This window comes from Streptomyces sp. NPDC046900 (assembly GCF_040644975.1).
Taxonomy (GTDB): domain Bacteria; phylum Actinomycetota; class Actinomycetes; order Streptomycetales; family Streptomycetaceae; genus Streptomyces.
The window spans coordinates 51,193-69,768 of the sequence record NZ_JBEYXD010000026.1 but is presented as its reverse complement, the minus strand read 5'-3'; the positions used below and the strand labels follow the sequence as shown (position 1 = coordinate 69,768).

Sequence of the window (18,576 nt, the reverse complement as noted above, 5' to 3'; positions counted from 1 at the left end):
AGTGATGCCCGACGCAGCGGCGCGCCACGGTCCTGTCCGCCCCGGCGAAGGACCCGGCGCCGGACGCCCCGTCGTACCCCCGGCCGACCCGATCACCGAACTCGTGGCCGTGCTGCGGGAGATCGGGCTCGATCCCGATGGCGAGCAGCTGTGCGACGCCCTCTGGCTGGCCCGCTGGACGCGTCCGGCGCATTCCGGAGACGCGGCGCCGGAGCAGCCGGCGCGGCCGGCCGTACCCGCCGTTCGGCCCGGCGAACAGCCGTCGGGGGGCCTCCCGGCCGCGGACCTGGGCCAGGCCGACCCGCTCCCGCCCGAGCCGTTGCCGCACGAGCCGGAAGGCGACCGGCGCATCGCCCTGTACCCGGTGCCCCAACAGGGCGGGGAAAGGTTCCGGGGGCAGGGACGGGCCACCGCGCTGCCCGTCGGTGTGCCCGTCGCCCCCGCCTTCCCCGCCCCGCTCGAACTCCAGCGCGCATTAAGGCCGTTGCAGGGGTACCGGAGCGCAGCGCCACCGCTGAGGTCGGTGCTCGACGAGACGGCGACGGCGGAGCGGAGCGCCCGCGCCGGAGGTCTGGTACTGCCGGTCTTCCGGGCGGTGACCCGGGCCGACGCACGGCTTCAGCTGGTGATGGACGCATCGTCGTCGATGCGGGTGTGGGACCAGATGTTCGCCGAACTGGAGCAGGTCTTCGCGCAGTTGGGGGCCTTCTGGGACATCCAGGTCAGCTATCTGCACGAGGGTCCGGACGGCGAGCCCGCGGTCAGCTTCAGTCCCGAACCGGAGGCCGCACCGCTGCACTCCGCCGACCGGCTCAGCGACCCGACCGGACGCCGTATCACCCTCCTGGTCAGCGACTGCGCGGGTCCGCTCTGGCGCAGTGGCCGTGCGCACCGTCTGCTGCACCACCTGGCCCGCCAGGCCCCCGCCGCCGTACTCCAGCCCCTGCCGCAACGCATGTGGAACCGCACCCGGCTTCCCGTCACCTATGGGGAACTGACCCGGGGAGAGACGCTGGGCGGCGCCGCCGCGCTCCGAGTGCGCACTCCGGCCGGGCCGTCCCCTGATTCCCGGCGCGGTGCGCTCCCGGTTCCGGTGCTGCCGCCGGAGCCGGTGGCCCTGGGGGCGTGGGCGCGGCTGCTGTCCGGTGCGGGCGCCGGTCCGGTGGCCGGCGCCGTGGGCTGGGTACGCGCCGACCAGCCGTCCGCCTCGGCGGCACGCCCGGGCCGCCGTCCGTCCGCGCTGGAACTGGTCAGCCGCTTCCGCTCCACCGCCTCCCCGGCCGCGGGCCGGCTGGCCGTCTACCTCGCCGCGGCCCCGCTGTGCCTGCCGGTGATGCAGTTGGTGCAGCGGACCATGCTGCCCGGCTCCGGGCCGTCCGAACTGGCCGAGGTCCTGCTCAGCGGTCTGCTCTCACGTGCCAAGGAGGACCACGGCGCCGACGGCGTCCAGTGGTACGAGTTCGCGCCCGGCGTCCAGGAGTCCCTGCTGTCACCGCTCGGCCGGGACGAGGCCATGCTGGTGCTCAAGCACTGCTCGGAGTACATCGAACAGCGCTTCGGAAGGGGCGGTCCCAACTTCCCCGCCCTCGCCCTCGCGCAACTGGGCAACGGCGGCTCGGGGCGCCCCTATGCGCCCGGCGCCCCCTATCCGGAGGAGAACGGCGACAACGGCGGCGCGACCCTCGTCCCCCAGCCCTTCGCGGAGGTGGCCGCCCGCGTGCTGGAGCGCTTCATGCCCCTGCCGGAGCAACTGGCGCTCTACGGCAGCCGGGGCCGCCCGGGGCCGGCCACGGAGCGCCCGACGCACCAGGCCGTCGTACGGGCCCGTGCGCTGGTCGAGCAGTTCGACCAGGAAGGCATGGTCCAGGACCTGATCGACGCCGTGCAGCTGTTGCGGGGCGCCACGGAGCACGAGCCGGCCATCGGCACCGACCCGGAGCTGTGGGCCGAGTACGCGCACTGCGTCCTGCGGTTGTGGGAGGTGCTGGGCGGCGCGGACTTGCTGCGGGAGGCGGAGACGGCCGCCGACCGTGCCGTGGCCCACCCCCGTGCCCTGCGCGAACGGGCCGTACTCGCGCGGGTGCTGCGCGCCGCCGCCACCGACCGCAGGCGACGCGGCGACGAGCGGGGCGCGCTCGAACTGCTGCGCAGGGCGGACCGCGAGTACGCGGTGGCCTGCGCGGCCCCGGAACTGAACGAGGACGAGGCGCTGAGGCTCACACTGGAGCGCGTGGGCGCACTGGAGGCGCAGTGGAGCCTCGGTGGCGACAGCGCGCTTCTGCAAGGCGCCGTCGGCATGCTGGAGGCGTTCGCCGACGCCTGGCCGGACCTCAGCCGGAGGCCGCCCGAACTGCCGCTCGCCCACGGCCGGGTCCTGCTGCGCCTGTCGGACGCCACCCTCGACCCGGAGCAGGCCCGCCGCTATGCCGAACAGGGTGCGCTGTCGCTGCGCAACGCCCTGGAGACCGCCCCCGAGGCGGACGGCGGGACCCACGGGGAGCGCCCCCGGGAGCGGGTCCGCATCCTGCTCGACCTGGTCGATGCCCTGCTGAGGTCCGGCGGAGCCCTGGACGACGCGCAGGCGCGCGTGGACGAGGCACTGAGCCTCACCAGGGACCAGGGTCTGCGCGCCGCCCTTCTGGTGCGCGCCGGACGCATCAGGGCGGCCCGCTACGGCGAGACGGGGGATCCGCGCGAACTCGTGCAGGCCGCGGACCGCTTCGAGCAGGCGGCGCAGCGCATGTCGCGGGACGCGCCCGCGCACGCCGATGTGCTGGCCGAGTGGGGCGAAGTACTGCTGCGCCGGGCCGGGCTGGACACCGGTCACCGCTCGTCCGAGCCGCTGTCCCGGGCGATCCGGGTGCTGCGGGACTGCCGCACGGAGACCCCTGCGGGCAGCCCGCACCTCGGGCACCGCCTGCTGCTGCTGGGCAAGGCCCTGATGCTCCGCTACCGGGCCAGGGGCGACCGGGTCGATCTGCGTGAGGCCGAACACCTCCTCGGGCTCGCGGCGGCGGAGGCGAACGAACCGCTGCTGGCCGCCCGCTGCTGGCTGGAGGTCGGCCAGGTGCAGTTCGAGGCGTACCAGAGTCTGGGCCGCCCCGCGCGCCTGGACGAGGCGGTCGACGCGTTCCGGGCCGCCGCCGAGTCGGCCCGTGAGGCGGAGGAGAGGGCCGAAACGGATCGTCGACGCCGGGAAGCCGTCGAACTCGGCGCGCAGGCACGCCACTGGCGGGGTATGTCCTACGAGGCGGCGGCCCGTCCGCGGGCGGCCCGCGAGGCGTACCGGGCCGCCCGGACGGAGTGGTCGAGGCTGCCGGAGGACCACGTGGGCACGGGCGAGCCGACAGCACGTCAGACGGCCCAGCGACTGGCTGAGCTGGAGTGAGCGGGGCGAGGGGAGAGGGACAGGCGATGGACATACGCGAGGAAGCGTCTTCCGGGGCGCCGGATGAGGGAGCGGGCCCGGTGGTCACGCAGGAGCCGCTTCCGGATCTGCTCGGGCTCGACCTGGACGAGCTGAGGACGCTCCGGCATCCGGTGCTGACCGAGGTGCTGGAGGAGTTGAGGGAGCGGGCGGCGCAGCCGAGCGAGATGCTGTGGGGCTTCAACAACTCCTTCTGAGAGGAGCGGAGGCCTAGGCGCCATCGGGAACGGTCCGACTGGCGCCGTGACGCATCACTTTCGGTCGAATGTATTGCCCAATCAGTCACTTTCGAACGTAGTGCGTTTGCGCCGGCCCGTGGGTAGGCATAGCCCCTGTACGGGTAGGGGGCCGTGCCGCGGAGGGGCGAACCGCCACAGCACGAGCCGTACGGCATGGGGGTGCTGGAGTGTCGCCGAACGCCGCTCCCGAGCACATCCCGGAGGAACCCGGATCTCCGAGTGTCGCCGGTGAAGGGCGCCACCCCTTCCGGCAGTTCATCGTGAAGGTCAACGGCCGGTGCAATCTGGCCTGCAGGTACTGCTATCTGTACGAGGGTCCCGACCACACCTGGCGCGACCGGTCGGCCGCCGCGTCGGCGGAGGTCCTGGACCGCACCGCACACCGCATCGCGGAGCACGCCCGCGTCCACGACCTGGCTGCGGTGTCGCTGGTCCTGCACGGGGGCGAACCCTTGCTCGCCGGCGCTGAGGCGCTCGCGCGCTTCACCGACCTCGTCCGTGACCGCGTCCCGGCCGCCTGTGCCGTCCACCCGGTCGTCCAGACCAACGCCACGCTCCTCACCGAGCGCCGCGTGGCCACCCTGTCCCAGCACGGCATCCGCATCGGCATCAGCCTTGACGGAGGCCTCGCCGCCCACAACGCGCGGCGGGTCGACCACTCGGGCCGCCCGTCGTGGCCGGCCGCAGCACGCGGGGCACGCCTGGTCGCGGACCGGTTCCCCGAGTCGTACGCCGGAATCCTCACGGTGGTGGACCCCGTGCTGGACCCGCTGGAGACGTACGAATCCCTGCTCGCCCTGCGCCCGCCGGCCCTGGACCTTCTCCTGCCGCACGGGAACTGGTCGGCCCCGCCACCGCACCTGGACGGCGCGGGAACGCTCTACGGCGACTGGCTGTGTGCCGTGTTCGACCGATGGTGGGACGCCGCACGGCGGGAGACCCGGGTGCGCCTCTTCGAGGAGTGCCTGGCGCTGCTCATCGGCCTGCCGGCCGCAACGGAGTCGCTCGGCCTGTCGCCCTTCGACGCGGTGGTGGTCGAGACGGACGGGTCCATCGAACAGGTGGACTCGCTGAAATCCGCGTACGAGGGCGCGGCGGAGACGGGCCTGGACGTCTTCCGGCACGGCTTCGACGACGCACTGGGCCATCCGGGCGTGGCGGCCCGGCAGTCGGGCGCGGCCGCGTTGGCGGCCCAATGCCGGGCGTGCCCCCTGCTCACCGTCTGCGGCGGCGGCCACTACGCCCACCGCTACCGAGCCGGAAACGGCTTCGCCAACCCGTCCGTGTACTGCGCCGACCTGCAGCGCTTCATCCGCCATCTGGCGAAGCGCCTCGCCGACGGCGCGGCACGGGCACCCCGGGCGTCCGTCCCCGCCGTCTCCTGCGAAGGGAGCACCCCGTGATACTTCCGGCGGTCCCCGACCGTGCCCTCACCGAACTCGGCCGCACCGAGGGCGGCCCCGACACCCTCGCACTCCTGGTGCGCGACCAGGACACCCGGCGACTGCTGGTGGTGCGAGCGGTGCTCGACGCGGTGGAGGGGGCGGACGACGCGGTGTGTCCGCCCCGGGCGCGGGCACGGATGCGGGAGGACTGGGCGTTGCTGGTGCAGGCGGACCGGGCGGGGCCGCCGGGGGGCTACGGACCGGAGCGGGAAGGGGCAGGGCCGGTCCCCGGACCCGTGAGCCTCTCGCACGGCGTGTCCGTGTCCCGCCGCTCACCCGCCCGCGACCGGCTCCTGCATCCGCTGATCGGCCCCTGGGCCAGGCGCTGCCTGCGCGGCCTGGAGGCGGAGCCGGGACCGCCGACGGAGGAGGGCGCTCGGGAACTCGCACGGGACCTGGCCCACTTCAGCGCCGCCGCCGCGGTGGCCGCGGCTCGCGCCGGGATCTCCTTCAGCGTGCGGCTGAGGGGGCGGGACGGGGTGCTTACGCTGCCGTCGCTGGGGGCGTTGTACACGGTCCAGTCCGGGGACGCGATGGTGGACGTCCTCTGCCGGGACAGGCGTCTGATCATGCGTCAATCAGGGGCTTCCGACATCGTCGTGCATCTGGAGGACGGGGTCGGCGCCTGGTCGGGCTCACCTGCGTGGACACCTGCGTATGCGTTGCCGGGTCTGGTGCCGGGTGCTGAACCCATGGCTGTGGACGACCTCGATCCATACCGCACGGTGAGGGACGGGTCGCTCCACCACGGGCTGAGCGGTCCGACCACCTTGGACGAAGGCGAGCGGAAACGCTGGGCGCAGGCCTGGGCGGATACAGCGGGGGCATTGGAGATCGGGGGAGAGGACCGGGTGGCTGAGGCCGTCGGCCTGCTGCGCTGTCTGGTCCCGCTGGCCGTCCCTCCCGGTACCGACCCGAAGGGCAGGGGCACCGGCAGTTGCAGCGGCACGCGACGTGAGGCCTTCGGCGCTCTGCTCAGCAGTACCCCGCCGACCCCCAAGGTGTTCGCGGCCACGCTTGTGCACGAGCTGAACCACACGAAACTGGCAGCGCTGAGCGACATGGTGATACTCCATCAGGCTGCTCGCGAGGAGAGGTACTTTGCCCCCTGGCGACCCGATCCGCGACCGTATGACGGATTGTTGCAGGGTGCCTATTCACACCTGGCGCTCGCGGACTTTCATCAGCGCTGCGCACTCGCCGCCGTGAACCAGGCCGACCGGGAGTCCGCCTGGACTCTGCACGCCCGCTACCAGGCTCAGGTGGGGGCAGTACTGCCGGTGCTGGTGGGTTCCCCTGAACTCACCGTGGTAGGTCGGCGGTTCGTAGACGAGATGGTCGGGACGTACGAGCGGATGGCTGGTATCCCCGCACCTCGAGGCCATGTCGTCCAAGCGCGAGCATACGTCGAGGTGGCGCGTGCCCTGTGGGTGCAACGGCACGGTCCTCGGCTTTCGGCGGCCGAATGAGTGAAGGTCCCCACACCAAGGGGACTCTTGCGCAAAGATCGAAAGACACACTACGAACCGAAGCCTCAGTTGTCGGTTGCGGCCGGCGACCTACCGGAGCACAGCGCGGAGGTTCTACGATTTTGGGAATGACGCGCAGGGAGGCCGCTGCATGTCTGGAACTCATACGCCGGTTGGATCAACCGAGAAGGGGGCCAGGAAGCAGACCGTCACGATCAGCTTCGCCGGGTTCAACCGGGCCTGGGCTGCCTGGATCGGTGACCGGCTCGAGCGCCGCGGGCTTCGTGTCGTCTACCTGCGCTGGGACTCCCCTTCGGAGGTCCCCCTCGAGGACCTCCTGCGCGACCTGAAGCTCGCCGAGGGCCGCATCCTCATCATCGTCAGCGAGTGGTACTTCCAGTTGGGTCCGCGCACCCACGAGGAATGGAACGCTGCCCTGCGCAAGGTCGTGGCTCCCGAGCCCTCTCGTTTCGCGGCCGTGTCGGTCACCACCAACACCGTGCCGGTGGCCGCCGCGGTGCTCGCCGCCGTCGACCTCACCAACATGGGTGCCGAAGAGGCCGAGCGCCGGATGCTGGACCGGCTGGACCTGCCGACCGCTCCGCTGCCCGGCTCCACGAACGGTCCCCGGCGCGGGCCGCGCTTCCCCGCCTCCATGCCCGAGGTCTGGGGCGGTGTCCCGCGCCGCAACACGCGCTTCACCGGCCGGGAGTCGCTGCTGAACGACGCCTACCACGTCCTCCAGAGCGCCGAGCCCGGCGCGGGAGTCGTGACGCTGCACGGCATGTCGGGCGTGGGCAAGACGCAGCTGGCCGCGGAGTACGTGTACCGGTTCGGCTCCGAGTACGACGTGGTGTGGTGGGTCAACGCCGAGAAGAGAGTCAGCTACCGCCGCGTCCTCGCGGAACTCGCTCCGAAACTGGGGCTGGCGACGGGGCAGGAATACGGTGAGCGCCTGCGCGCCGTCCGCGACTCGCTGCGCCGGGGCGACCCGTACGCGCGCTGGCTGCTGGTCCTGGACGGGGCCGACGAGCCGGACCAGATCTGGGACCTGGTGCCGACCGGCCCCGGGCATGTCCTGATCACTTCACGGAACCCGGAGTGGACCGAGCACAACAGCAAGCTGCTGGAGGTGCCCGTGTACGAGCGCTACGAGTCCGTGGCCTTCGTCCGCCGCCGTGCACCGCGGCTCACCGAGGCCGAGGCCGACCAGCTTGCCGAGGCCCTTGAGGACTTGCCGCTCCTGCTGGACCAGACGGCCGGCTGGCTGAACGACTCCGACCTGTCGGTCGAGGACTACATCGCCCTCCTGGAGGGCGGTATCGACCAGGACGTGGTCAAGGTGTCGGCGGACTTCCCGCTCGCGTTCCAGACGGCGTGGTCGATACTGCTGAACAAGCTGCGTGAGACGGTCCCGGAGTCCGTGGACCTGTTGCGCCTGTGCACGTTCTTCGCGCCAGGATTCATCCCCGTGCGACTGCTCAAGGAGATGCCGCACGACGAGCTGCCCGAACAGGTCGCGGGACTGCTCAACGACCCGCTCCTGTGGAACAAAGCGATCAACCAGCTGCGCCAGTACTCTGTCGTCCGCCTGGAGTCCCACGACACGACCTCCGACGACGCGGCGGCCTCTGGCGAGTCGTTGTATCTGCACCGCATGGTGCACCAGATCGTCGGCAAGGACATGCCGGACGAGGACCGCGAGGAGTTCATCGAGGTGGTACGCCAGTCATTGGCGGCAGCGGACCCCCGCAGGCCGACGGACCCGGAACTGTGGCCCGTGTACGCGGAAATCGTCCCGCACCTGAAGTACGCGGACGTCCTCAACAGCACGGACCCGGCCATTCAGCGTCTGGTCTTCAACTGCCTTCGCTACATGTTCTTCTCGGGCGAGTACCAGGCCGGGATCAAACTCGGCGAGCGCGCTCTGGAAGCCTGGCGGTCGCTGCTGGGGGAGACCCACCCCCGCATCTGGGAACTGACCTACCACTACGCCAACCTGCTGCGCGCGGTCGGTGACTACGGCCGTACGGAGGCCATCGAGCGTATTGCCGTCGACCACCTGCGGGAGGAGCGTGGGCCGCAGGATCTGGAGCACCTCCGCGCGGCGGGCGGCCTCGCCGCCGACCTGCGCGGCCTGGGCCGCTACGACGAGGCGCTGGAACTCTCGCACTGGCTTCTGACGGCTTATCGCGAACTCCTCGGCGAGCAGGACTCCCGTACCCTCAACGCGCAGAACAACGTCGGCGCCACGCTGGTGCTGCTCGGCCGGTACGAAGAGGCCCTGGAAATCGACCGCCGAACCCTCGAAGCGAGGCGCCTGCTACTGAGGGCACGGCATCCATGGACGCTCTTTTCCGAGATGTCCTACGCCATCGACCTGCGTCTTCTGGGGCGCTACACCGAGGCGGAGTCGATCCAGGCGAAGAACGTCGAGGAACAGCTCCACGTGCTGGGCGCGAACAACCCCTACACGTTGAAAGCTCAGCACAACCTCGCCTTCTGCCACTACCGCAGGGGCGACCGTGAGGTGGCGGGGAAACTCTTCGCCGACGTGCTGGAGCGGTCTGAGCGCGTTCTGGGTGAGACGGATCCCGAGACCCTCCGGTACGCCACCAGCCAGAGCTGCTTCACACGCGAGCACGGCGACATCGACCGGGCCCGCGAGCTCAGTGAGGCCACCATCGCTCGCTACGAGGTCATGCTCGCCGAAGGACACCCGTTCGTCGCGGGAGCCCGTGCCAACCACGCCCTGATCCTGCGGGGCGTGGGGGAGCGTGATCACGCCCATGTCCTGGTCGAACAGGCTCTGACCGACATGACCACGGCCGTGGGGGAGAGCCACCCCTGGGCCTTGGGCTGTGCGATCAACGCATCGGCCCTCCGCAGCCTCGTCGGTGATCCCGATTCGGCGGCCGAACTCAGCAAGGTCACCGCCGCCCGGGCCGCCGAGGTGCTCGGCCGGACGCACCCGCTGACGCTCTCCGCCCGTATCGCCCAGGCCGCCGACCTCCGCTCCGTACGGGACCGCCAGCAGGCCGAGAAGCTGGAGCAGGAAGCATTGTCGGACCTTGCGGCGACGCTGGGCCCGCAGCACGTCCACACCGTCTCGGCACGCGCCCGCACCCGTCCGTTCTGGGATTTCGAGCCCCAGACCTCGTGACCGATCGCGGCCTTCCCCGGTGCGTCTGACCGCGCGCGGCCCCGGGGAAGGACCCCCGGCTCTCTCAACCTGCGTGCACCAGAGGGGAACTACCTCGGCGAGACCCGTGGGCGTGCCGACCAGGCCATCGAGGACGCACGACGAAAGGGCCCGGCCCCGGGAAACCCCCGGGGCCGGGCCCTTTCGTCAGCTGTGCTCCGAGGCTTACGCCTCGAACACCTCACGCACCAGCTGCTCCTGCTCCGCCTGGTGGCGCTTCGCCGAGCCCACGGCCGGGGACGAGCTGTGCGGGCGCGAGATGCGGCGCAGGCGCTCGCCGGCCGGGATGTCCGCGCCGACCGCCAGGTCCAGGTGGTCGATGAGGTTCAGGGCGATGAACGGCCAGGCGCCCTGGTTCGCCGGCTCCTCCTGGACCCACAGGTACTTCTCGGTGTTCGGGTACTTCTTGATCTCGGCCTGGAGCTCCGCACCCGGCAGTGGGTACAGGCGCTCGAGACGGATGATCGCCGTGTCCGTCACACCGCGCTTCTGGCGCTCGGCCTCGAGGTCGTAGTAGACCTTGCCCGCCGTGAAGACGACCTTGCGGACTCCGGCCGGGTCCACCGAGGAGTCGCCGATGACCGGGCGGAACTGGCCCGTCGTGAACTCCTCCGCCTTCGACGCGGCGGCCTTGAGGCGCAGCATCGACTTCGGCGTGAAGACCACCAGCGGCTTGTGGTGCGGGTTGTGCACCTGCCACCGCAGGAGGTGGAAGTAGTTCGACGGCAGGGTCGGCATCGCGACCGTCATGTTGTTCTGGGCGCAGAGCTGCAGGAACCGCTCCGGGCGGGCCGAGGAGTGGTCCGGGCCCTGGCCCTCGTAGCCGTGCGGGAGGAGCAGGGTGACGCCGGACGTCTGGCCCCACTTCTGCTCCGCCGCCGAGATGTACTCGTCGACGACGCTCTGCGCGCCGTTGACGAAGTCGCCGAACTGCGCCTCCCACATCACGAGCGCGTCGGGGCGGGCCAGCGAGTAGCCGTACTCGAAGCCCATGACCGCGTACTCGGACAGCAGGGAGTCGTAGACGTTGTAGCGCGCCTGGTCTTCCGACAGGTACTGCAGCGGGGTGTAGTCCTCGCCCGTCTGGCGGTCGATCAGCACCGCGTGGCGCTGGCCGAAGGTGCCGCGGCGGGAGTCCTGGCCGGAGAGGCGGACCGGCGTGCCCTCGAGGAGCAGCGAGCCGATGGCCAGGGTCTCGCCCATGCCCCAGTCGATCGTGCCGTCCTCGACCATGGCCGCCCGGCGCTGCAGCTGCGGCAGCAGGCGCGGGTGGACGGTGAAGTAGTCGGGGATGTTGACCTGGGACTCGGCGATCCGCTTGACGACCTCGGCGGACACGGCCGTGTCGACCGCCACCGGGAAGCCGTCCTGCGGCTCCGGCGTCGCGGCCGAAACCGGCTGCGACGTGGCCTCGCGGACCTCGGTGAAGACCTTCTCCAGCTGGCCCTGGTAGTCCTGCAGCGCCTGCTCGGCCTCCTCCAGCGTGATGTCGCCGCGGCCGATCAGCGACTCGGTGTACAGCTTGCGCACTGAGCGCTTCTTGTCGATCAGGTCGTACATCAGCGGCTGGGTGAAGGCCGGGTTGTCCGACTCGTTGTGACCGCGGCGGCGGTAGCAGATGAGGTCGATCACCACGTCCTTGTTGAACGCCTGGCGGAACTCGAAGGCCAGACGCGCGACGCGCACGACCGCCTCGGGGTCGTCGCCGTTCACGTGGAAGATCGGGGCCTCGATCATGCGGGCCACGTCCGTCGCGTACATGGAGGAACGCGAGGACTCGGGGGCCGCGGTGAAGCCGACCTGGTTGTTGATGACGATGTGGACCGTGCCGCCCGTGCGGTAGCCCCGCAGCTGCGACATGTTCAGGGTCTCGGCCACCACGCCCTGGCCCGCGAAGGCCGCGTCGCCGTGGATCGCCACCGGCAGGACCGTGAAGTCCGTACCGCCCTTGTTGATGATGTCCTGCTTGGCCCGGGTGATGCCCTCGATGACCGGGTCGACCGTCTCCAGGTGGGACGGGTTGGCGGCGAGCGAGACCTTGATCTGCTCGCCGTCGAGACCGGTGAAGGTGCCCTCGGCGCCCAGGTGGTACTTCACGTCGCCGGAGCCGTGCATCGACTTCGGGTCGAGGTTGCCCTCGAACTCGCGGAAGATCTGCGCGTAGGACTTGCCGACGATGTTCGCGAGGACGTTCAGACGGCCGCGGTGGGCCATGCCGATGACGACCTCGTCCAGACGGGACTCGGCCGCGCTGTCGATCACCGCGTCGAGCAGCGGGATGACCGATTCGCCGCCCTCCAGGGAGAAGCGCTTCTGGCCGACGTACTTGGTCTGCAGGAAGGTCTCGAAGGCCTCCGCCGCGTTCAGCCGGCGCAGGATGCGCAGCTGCTCCTCGCGCTCCGGCTTGGTGTGCGGGCGCTCCACGCGGTCCTGGATCCACTTGCGCTGCTTGGGGTCCTGGATGTGCATGTACTCGATGCCGGTGGTGCGGCAGTACGAGTCGCGCAGCACACCGAGGATGTCGCGCAGCTTCATCATCGACTTGCCGGCGAAGCCGCCGACGGCGAACTCGCGCTCCAGGTCCCACAGGGTGAGGCCGTGCTCGACGATGTCCAGGTCGGGGTGCTTGCGCTGGCGGTACTCCAGCGGGTCGGTGTCGGCCATGACGTGGCCGCGGACCCGGTAGGAGTGGATCAGCTCGAAGACGCGGGCGGCCTTGGTGACGTCGTCGTCGTGCGAGGCGTCGATGTCCTTCAGCCAGCGGACCGGCTCGTAGGGGATGCGCAGGGCCTCGAAGATCTCGTCGTAGAAGCCGTTCTCGCCGAGCAGGAGGTTGGCGACGACGCGCAGGAACTCGCCGGAGGCGGCGCCCTGGATCACCCGGTGGTCGTAGGTCGACGTGAGCGTCATGACCTTGGAGATGCCGAGCTTGTTCAGGGTGTCCTGGGAGGTGCCCTGGAACTCCGCCGGGTAGTCCATCGAGCCGACGCCCATGATCACCGACTGGCCGGGCATCAGGCGCGGGACCGAGTGGACGGTGCCGAGGCCGCCGGGGTTGGTGAGGGAGACCGTCACGCCGGTGAAGTCGTCCATCGTGAGCTTGCCGTCGCGGGCGCGGCGGACGATGTCCTCGTAGCCCTGCCAGAACTCGAAGAAGTTGAGCGTCTCGGCCTTCTTGATCGCCGCGACGACGAGCTGGCGGTCACCGTTCGGCTTCACCAGGTCGATGGCGAGGCCGAGGTTGACGTGCTCAGGCTTGACCAGGGTCGGCTTGCCGTCCTTCTCCGCGAAGGACCAGTTCATCGATGGCATGGCCTTGATGGCCTGGACCATCGCGTAGCCGATCAGGTGCGTGAAGGAGATCTTCCCGCCCCGGGCGCGCTTGAGGTGGTTGTTGATGACGATGCGGTTGTCGAAGAGCAGCTTCACCGGCACCGCGCGCACGGACGTGGCCGTGGGCAGCTCCAGCGAGGCGTTCATGTTCTTCACGACGGCGGCTGACGGGCCGCGCAGGGTCACCAGCTCAGGACCCTGGGGCGCCTCGGCCACAGCCTCGTCCTTCTTGGGCTGTGCGGGCGCCGCGGCGGGCTTGGCAGCCGCGGGTGCGGCGACGGGCTTCGCGGCGGGCGCGGCCTTCGCCGGGGCAGGGGCGGCGGCCGGCTGCGCAGGAGCGGCCGGGGCCGGCGGCGCGGCCGGAGCCGTGGGAACGGCAGCCTGGGCGGCGGGCGCGGCCTGGGCCGACACGGTGGTCTCCGCGGCCCCCGCGGCCGCGGTACCGGCCGCGGAGGCAGGGGCTCCCGGCTTGTAGTCGGCGAAGAAGTCCCACCAGGCACGGTCTACCGAATTCGGGTCCTGGAGGTACTGCTGATAGATCTCGTCGACGAGCCACTCGTTCGGACCGAACGCGGCCGCGGGGTTCTTCCCGGCTTGGTCGTCGGTGGAGATGCTCGAGTTACTGGGGGACTGTGGCGACACGGCGGCAACCGCCCTCTTCCGCTTCACAAGGTGATTGGACAGCGGGAATAAAGGCTACGCCTCCCCGACCGCGAAGGTCAGGTCAGGCCGGTTCATCGTCGTGTAAGTCACACCGGAAAGCGTGTTTCGGGGCTGGAAATGGCGGGAAACAAGGTGGGTTCCGGTTCTCGGCGGATACGGCGGACCCGGCCCGGCGCGGGGGATGCGCGGGCCTCTGCCTGATCACACGTGTCCGTCAGCGGGGACGTGTATGGATCTTGTGGCTCCGCTTTGAACTTTACGTCAACCGGACGCGGATGGCTCTCCCGGAAGGGTGACCTGGATCCGGCAGCCGCGGGGGGATTCGGCCACCCCGATCCGGCCGCCGTGCAGCTCGACCGCCCAGCGGGCGATCGCCAGGCCGAGGCCCGTGCCGCCGTCGCTGCCCGGCCCGTGCGGCCGGTTCACCGCTCCGCGGTTGAAGCGCTCGAAGACCCGGTGCCACTCCGACTTGGGGATGCCGGGACCCTCGTCCAGGACCTCGAGCTCCAGCGACTCCGGGTGCGTCCCGCGCCGCGCCTTCACGGTCACGCGCCCGTGCGGCGGGCTGTGCTTGACCGCGTTGTCGATCAGGTTGGCCACGACCTGGTGGATGCGCTCGGGGTCCGCGTGCGCGGTCAGCTCCGGCGGGGTCACGTCCAGATGCAGATGGACATCGGTACGGGTGTGGGTTCCGGAGCCCGAGGCGATGCCCGCGCGAGCGGAGGACACCATCTGGGCCTCCTTGAGGACGCCCGAGAGGTACGGCCACACCTCGAAGCGGCGCTTCTTCAGCGGAACCACGCCGTTGTCCAGGCGGGAGAGGTCCAGCAGGGTCTCCACCAGGCGCCCGAGCCGTTCCGTCTGCTTCAGCGCCGTGCGCATCGTCTCCGGGTCGGCGGCCGATATCCCGTCGACGATGTTCTCCAGCACCGCGCGCAGTCCCGCGATGGGCGTGCGCAGCTCGTGCGAGACATTCGCCACGAGTTCCTTGCGTTGTCGGTCCTGGGCCTCGAGCTCGTCGGCCATCAGGTTGATCGTGTGGGCCAGGTCGCCCAGCTCGTCCCGGCGTGTGTCACGCACCCGGCGGGTGTAGTCGCCGTGCGAGATGGACCGGGCCACCGTGTTCATCTCGTCGAGCGGAGCGGTGAGCGAGTGGGCCACGAACTGCGTGATCAGCAGGGTGGCGATCATCGAGAACACCGTGATGAAGCGGAGCTCGGTCTCGGTGCGCACCGCGATCAGCAGCAGACCTGTGGTGATCAGCACCGAGATGACGACCAGTGCGCCCAGCTTGGTCTTGACCGAGAACGGGCGAACGCCGCCCCAGGGCTCCCCGGGGCCTCTCCGTGGCGACGGCTCGCCGCTCATGGCGTCGGGGTCTCCAGCGCGTAGCCGACGCCGTGCACGGTACGGATGCGTTCCGCGCCGATCTTCCGCCGCAGGGCCTTGATGTGGCTGTCCACGGTGCGGGTGCCGGAGGCGTCGGCCCAGTCCCAGACCTCCGCGAGCAGCTGCTCGCGGGACAGGACCGCGCGCGGGGTGTTCGCCAGGCACACGAGCAGGTCGAACTCGGTGGGCGTGAGGTGGACGTCCTCACTGCGCACCCGGACCCGGCGCTGTGCGTGGTCGATCTCCAGTTCACCGAGGCGCAGGATGCCGGTGCGCGGGGTGGCGGCGGCCAGTGCGGCCCGCTCGACCCGGCGCAGCAGCACATGCACGCGCGCCGCCAGTTCCCGCATCGAGAACGGCTTGGTCATGTAGTCGTCGGCGCCGACGCCGAGCCCGACCAGCATGTCCGTCTCGTCGTCGCGCGCGGTGAGCATCAGCACCGGTACCGGGCGCTGTGCCTGCACGCGGCGGCAGACCTCCAGGCCGTCGAAGCCCGGCAGCATGATGTCGAGAATCAGCAGGTCGGGCTGCCAGGCCTCGGCCGTGTCGACCGCTGCCGGGCCGTCGCCGGCCGTTTGCACGAGGAATCCCTCGGCGCGCAGGCGGGCGGCGATGGCGTCGACGATCGTCTGGTCGTCCTCGACCACCAGAACCCGCCGCTGCGCGCCCGGGGTCGCCGTCGTGCCGTTGTGTGCGGTGTGTGTCTGCTCCATCGCCCGCCCCTGGGGTTGCTTTCCGGAATCCGTGGGGTGATCCCATGACTGCGTTTGACGCTTGAATGATCCGCGTCAGGGATGCAGCGTACGGGGAGTTACCGCCGGTCGGCTATCCAGGTCTGACAGCAAGATGCACGACGTCCGGAACGCCCCGGGCAACCGGGACCTCTTCGGTACGGACCTGCTGGAACCCGGCATTCCAGAGGGTTCCTTCAAATTCCGGAGAGGGTTGTGCCGACCATACAGCGAGTACTCCTCCGGGCCTCAACAGGCGTGCGCAGCTTGCCAGTCCTGCCGTCGAGTACAGGGTTTCGTTGTCGTCGGTGACGGTCCAGCCGGGCCCGTTGTCGATGTCGAGGCACAGTGCGTCGTACGTGTCCGATGTCTCATTGACGTATGCGACGAGATCCGTTGCGAGGAGGCGGGTGCGCGGGTCGGCCAGCGCGTCCGCGGTCAGGGCGGACAGCGGGCCGTCGCGGTGCCAGTCGATGACGGCCTGGTCCCGTTCGACGACCGTGATCCCTCCCCAGCGGGTGTCCGCCGCGGCGTGCGCGAGCGAGAAGCCGACGCCGAGTCCGCCGATCAGCACGTGGGGCCGGGGGCGGTGGTCCAGGGCGTCGCGGGCGGCGTCGACGAGCAGCCGCTCCGAGCGCCCGTCGGAGGTGTCCATCAGGAAGCAGCCGTTGGCGATGATCTGCAGCAGTCCGCCCTGGCGCCGCAGCACCACCTCGCCGTAGGGGCCCGAGCGGCGGTCGAGCACTTCTGGGGCGTCGTAGGTGTCGTACGGATGAGCCATGGGTCACATTCTGGTGACGCGATCTGCTGCTGACGACCGATTTTGGTCGGGAGGGTACGCCGTTCCCCGGCTCGGTGCGCCGAACCCGGCGCGCTCAGCGTCGTGACCTGGCCCGACCGCCGTTAGGGCGCGAACATCCGTTCGCGCGGTTGCGCCGGACGCGCGAGGCGTCTGAGAAGTTGCTTTGAAATCGGGACGGTGGTGGCGTCGGTCATAGACAGCGACCCCTGCGACGCCAAGGGTGGTGCGTGACGGAAGGAGCGCCGCGCCTTGGAACGCACGGTCTCGGCGGCTGACGCCACGTTCACGGCCCCGGGGACGGGCGCGCCATTCCTTGACGGCATGCCGCGCCAGCGCACGGCATCCCAGCCGGCCCTTCCGGCCCTCTGCCCGCCCGCGCCGAAGGCGGGGCCGCGTCCCTGGCTGCTCCTGCCCAACCCCGTGGCCACCCCCTTCACCTTCGGGTACGCCGCCGTCCTCGCCGTCACCTCGCTCTTCGCCGCGTACGCCGACCCGGCCCTGGTGCACACCCTGTACCAGCAGTCCAGCACCGACGTCGCCCATCTGGTGCGGACCCCGGTGCCGGTGCTCATCGCCAGCGCGCTGTGGATCGCGGGCGGGGTCACCTCGTCGTACACGCTGGTCTTCCTGCTCGTGCTGACCGCGCTCGAGCGGCGGATAGGAGGACGGCGCACGGTCGTCGTCTTCCTGCTCGGGCACGTGCTCGCGACCCTGGCCACCGAGCTCCCGGTCGGTCTGTGGGTACTGGTCGGCGAACTGCCCGACAGCTCCCTGCACCGCCTCGACTACGGCATCAGCTTCGGCGTGGCGGCGAGCCTCGGCGCACTGACCGGCCTGCTGCGGCCATGGCTGCGCTGGGCGGTGCTCATCGTGTTCGGCGGCATACTGCTCCAGGACCTCGTCGCGTTCACGGACCCCCTGAGCAACTGGGGCCATCTGATGTCCCTGGCCATCGGGATCGCCATGTGGCCGCTGGTGCGGCGGTGGCGGAAGAGGCCCCAGGAGGCCGCCCCCGCCCGGTAGCCGCTCCCGCCGGTCCGCCGGTTCGGTCAGCGCTCCGGCGGTGTCCACACGTAGGGCGTCGTCGTGGTCACCGCCCGGAAGCCCAGACGGCGCAGGATCGGGGCGCTGTCGTCGGAGGCGTCCACCTGGAGGTAGCGGCCGCCGCGTTCCGCCGCGAGGGCCGCACGCACCGCGACCAGCGCTCGATAGATCCCCTTGCCCCGCCACCGGACCAGCGTCGAGCCGCCCCACAGGCTCGCGAACTCGGTCCCCTCGCGGAACACCAGCCAGGCCGCCGAGACGACCTCCCCGTCCGCCTCGGCCACATGGACCGCGATCTCGTCCGGCGCGGCGGCCACCCGGCCGGTCAGGTCGTCCGCGAGCCAGCCGCAGTCCTCTCCCCAGACGGCCGATTCCATGGCGGCGATGCGGCGCATGTCCGCCTCAGCCGTGACGCGGCGCAGCGTGACGCCCTCCGGGAGGACCGGGTGCCGTACCGCCAGGTCCGCGGTTCGCCCGATGACCACCGTCTCCTGGTCCTCGGGCACGAAGCCGGCAGCGCGCAGCCGGTCCACGAGGTCGGCCGGGGTGTCGTGCCCGCGCGTCTTCCACTCCACCGCCTCGCCGCGGGCGGCGAAGTAGTCGCGCTGCCGGACGATCAGCCGGTCGAGCTCGGCCCCGTACACCCCGAGGTCGCGCGGCCCGCTGACGAGCCCACGGAACTGGCCGACGATCCGCAGCAGCGGACCGTCGTACTCGTGGGCGACTCCTGCGGGAGGGCTCGGCGGGGCACCGCGCATCTGGTCGTCGTAGGCGGCGAGAAGGATCTCCGATTCCGTCATGAGCAGACCGTACGGCGGGCGGCGGGGCGACT

Annotated in this window: 11 protein-coding genes; 6 read left to right on the top strand and 5 right to left on the bottom strand. The window is 70.9% G+C overall.

From position 1 onward, the window contains the following. Positions 1–4: 4 nt before the first annotated feature. The 5 genes from ABZ904_RS24590 to fxsT all read left to right on the top strand — a co-directional run bounded on the left by ABZ904_RS24590 (position 5) and on the right by fxsT (position 9,743). Complete coding sequence (locus ABZ904_RS24590; protein WP_361825494.1) at positions 5–3,388, top strand: SAV_2336 N-terminal domain-related protein; 3,384 nt, start codon at positions 5–7, stop codon at positions 3,386–3,388. Between the two features lie 26 nt (positions 3,389–3,414). Then, a complete protein-coding gene (gene fxsA / locus ABZ904_RS24585; RefSeq protein WP_359395800.1) occupies positions 3,415–3,624 on the top strand; it encodes an FxSxx-COOH cyclophane-containing RiPP peptide in 210 nt (69 codons plus the stop codon). 236 nt (positions 3,625–3,860) lie between these two features. Beyond that, positions 3,861–5,069 carry an FxsB family cyclophane-forming radical SAM/SPASM peptide maturase gene (locus tag ABZ904_RS24580; RefSeq protein WP_361825526.1) on the top strand — a complete coding sequence of 403 codons (1,209 nt, stop codon included), beginning with the start codon at positions 3,861–3,863 and terminating at the stop codon, positions 5,067–5,069. Continuing rightward, on the top strand, positions 5,069–6,580 hold the full coding sequence (locus ABZ904_RS24575; protein WP_361825524.1) for an HEXXH motif-containing putative peptide modification protein: 1,512 nt from the start codon (positions 5,069–5,071) through the stop codon (positions 6,578–6,580). Before ABZ904_RS24580 ends, ABZ904_RS24575 begins: the two co-directional genes overlap by 1 nt. Before the next feature lie 151 nt (positions 6,581–6,731). After that, positions 6,732–9,743 carry an FxSxx-COOH system tetratricopeptide repeat protein gene (gene fxsT / locus ABZ904_RS24570; protein WP_360995556.1) on the top strand — a complete coding sequence of 1,004 codons (3,012 nt, stop codon included), beginning with the start codon at positions 6,732–6,734 and terminating at the stop codon, positions 9,741–9,743. A 204-nt stretch (positions 9,744–9,947) separates the two neighbouring features. Here fxsT and ABZ904_RS24565 read toward each other — a convergent pair whose 3' ends face one another. The 4 genes from ABZ904_RS24565 to ABZ904_RS24550 form a co-directional block, all read right to left on the bottom strand. After that, positions 9,948–13,757 (bottom strand): multifunctional oxoglutarate decarboxylase/oxoglutarate dehydrogenase thiamine pyrophosphate-binding subunit/dihydrolipoyllysine-residue succinyltransferase subunit, encoded by a 3,810-nt coding sequence (locus ABZ904_RS24565; RefSeq protein WP_359400957.1) that lies wholly within the window; start codon positions 13,755–13,757, stop codon positions 9,948–9,950. A 282-nt stretch (positions 13,758–14,039) separates the two neighbouring features. Then, positions 14,040–15,146 (bottom strand): HAMP domain-containing sensor histidine kinase, encoded by a 1,107-nt coding sequence (locus ABZ904_RS24560; RefSeq protein ID WP_359400960.1) that lies wholly within the window; start codon positions 15,144–15,146, stop codon positions 14,040–14,042. Next, the gene (locus ABZ904_RS24555; protein WP_359400963.1) at positions 15,143–15,880 is read right to left on the bottom strand and encodes a response regulator transcription factor; all 738 of its coding nucleotides are present in this window, start codon (positions 15,878–15,880) and stop codon (positions 15,143–15,145) included. The genes ABZ904_RS24560 and ABZ904_RS24555 overlap by 4 nt, the downstream gene beginning before the upstream one ends. A gap of 112 nt (positions 15,881–15,992) precedes the next feature. Next, positions 15,993–16,679 (bottom strand): spermidine synthase, encoded by a 687-nt coding sequence (locus ABZ904_RS24550; protein ID WP_359400966.1) that lies wholly within the window; start codon positions 16,677–16,679, stop codon positions 15,993–15,995. A gap of 270 nt (positions 16,680–16,949) precedes the next feature. Here ABZ904_RS24550 and ABZ904_RS24545 point away from each other — a divergent pair, with 270 nt between their 5' ends. Continuing rightward, the gene (locus tag ABZ904_RS24545) at positions 16,950–17,723 is read left to right on the top strand and encodes a rhomboid-like protein (protein WP_359400969.1); all 774 of its coding nucleotides are present in this window, start codon (positions 16,950–16,952) and stop codon (positions 17,721–17,723) included. A 26-nt stretch (positions 17,724–17,749) separates the two neighbouring features. Here ABZ904_RS24545 and ABZ904_RS24540 read toward each other — a convergent pair whose 3' ends face one another. After that, on the bottom strand, positions 17,750–18,544 hold the full coding sequence (locus ABZ904_RS24540; RefSeq protein ID WP_360995549.1) for a GNAT family N-acetyltransferase: 795 nt from the start codon (positions 18,542–18,544) through the stop codon (positions 17,750–17,752). Positions 18,545–18,576: the final 32 nt, after the last annotated feature.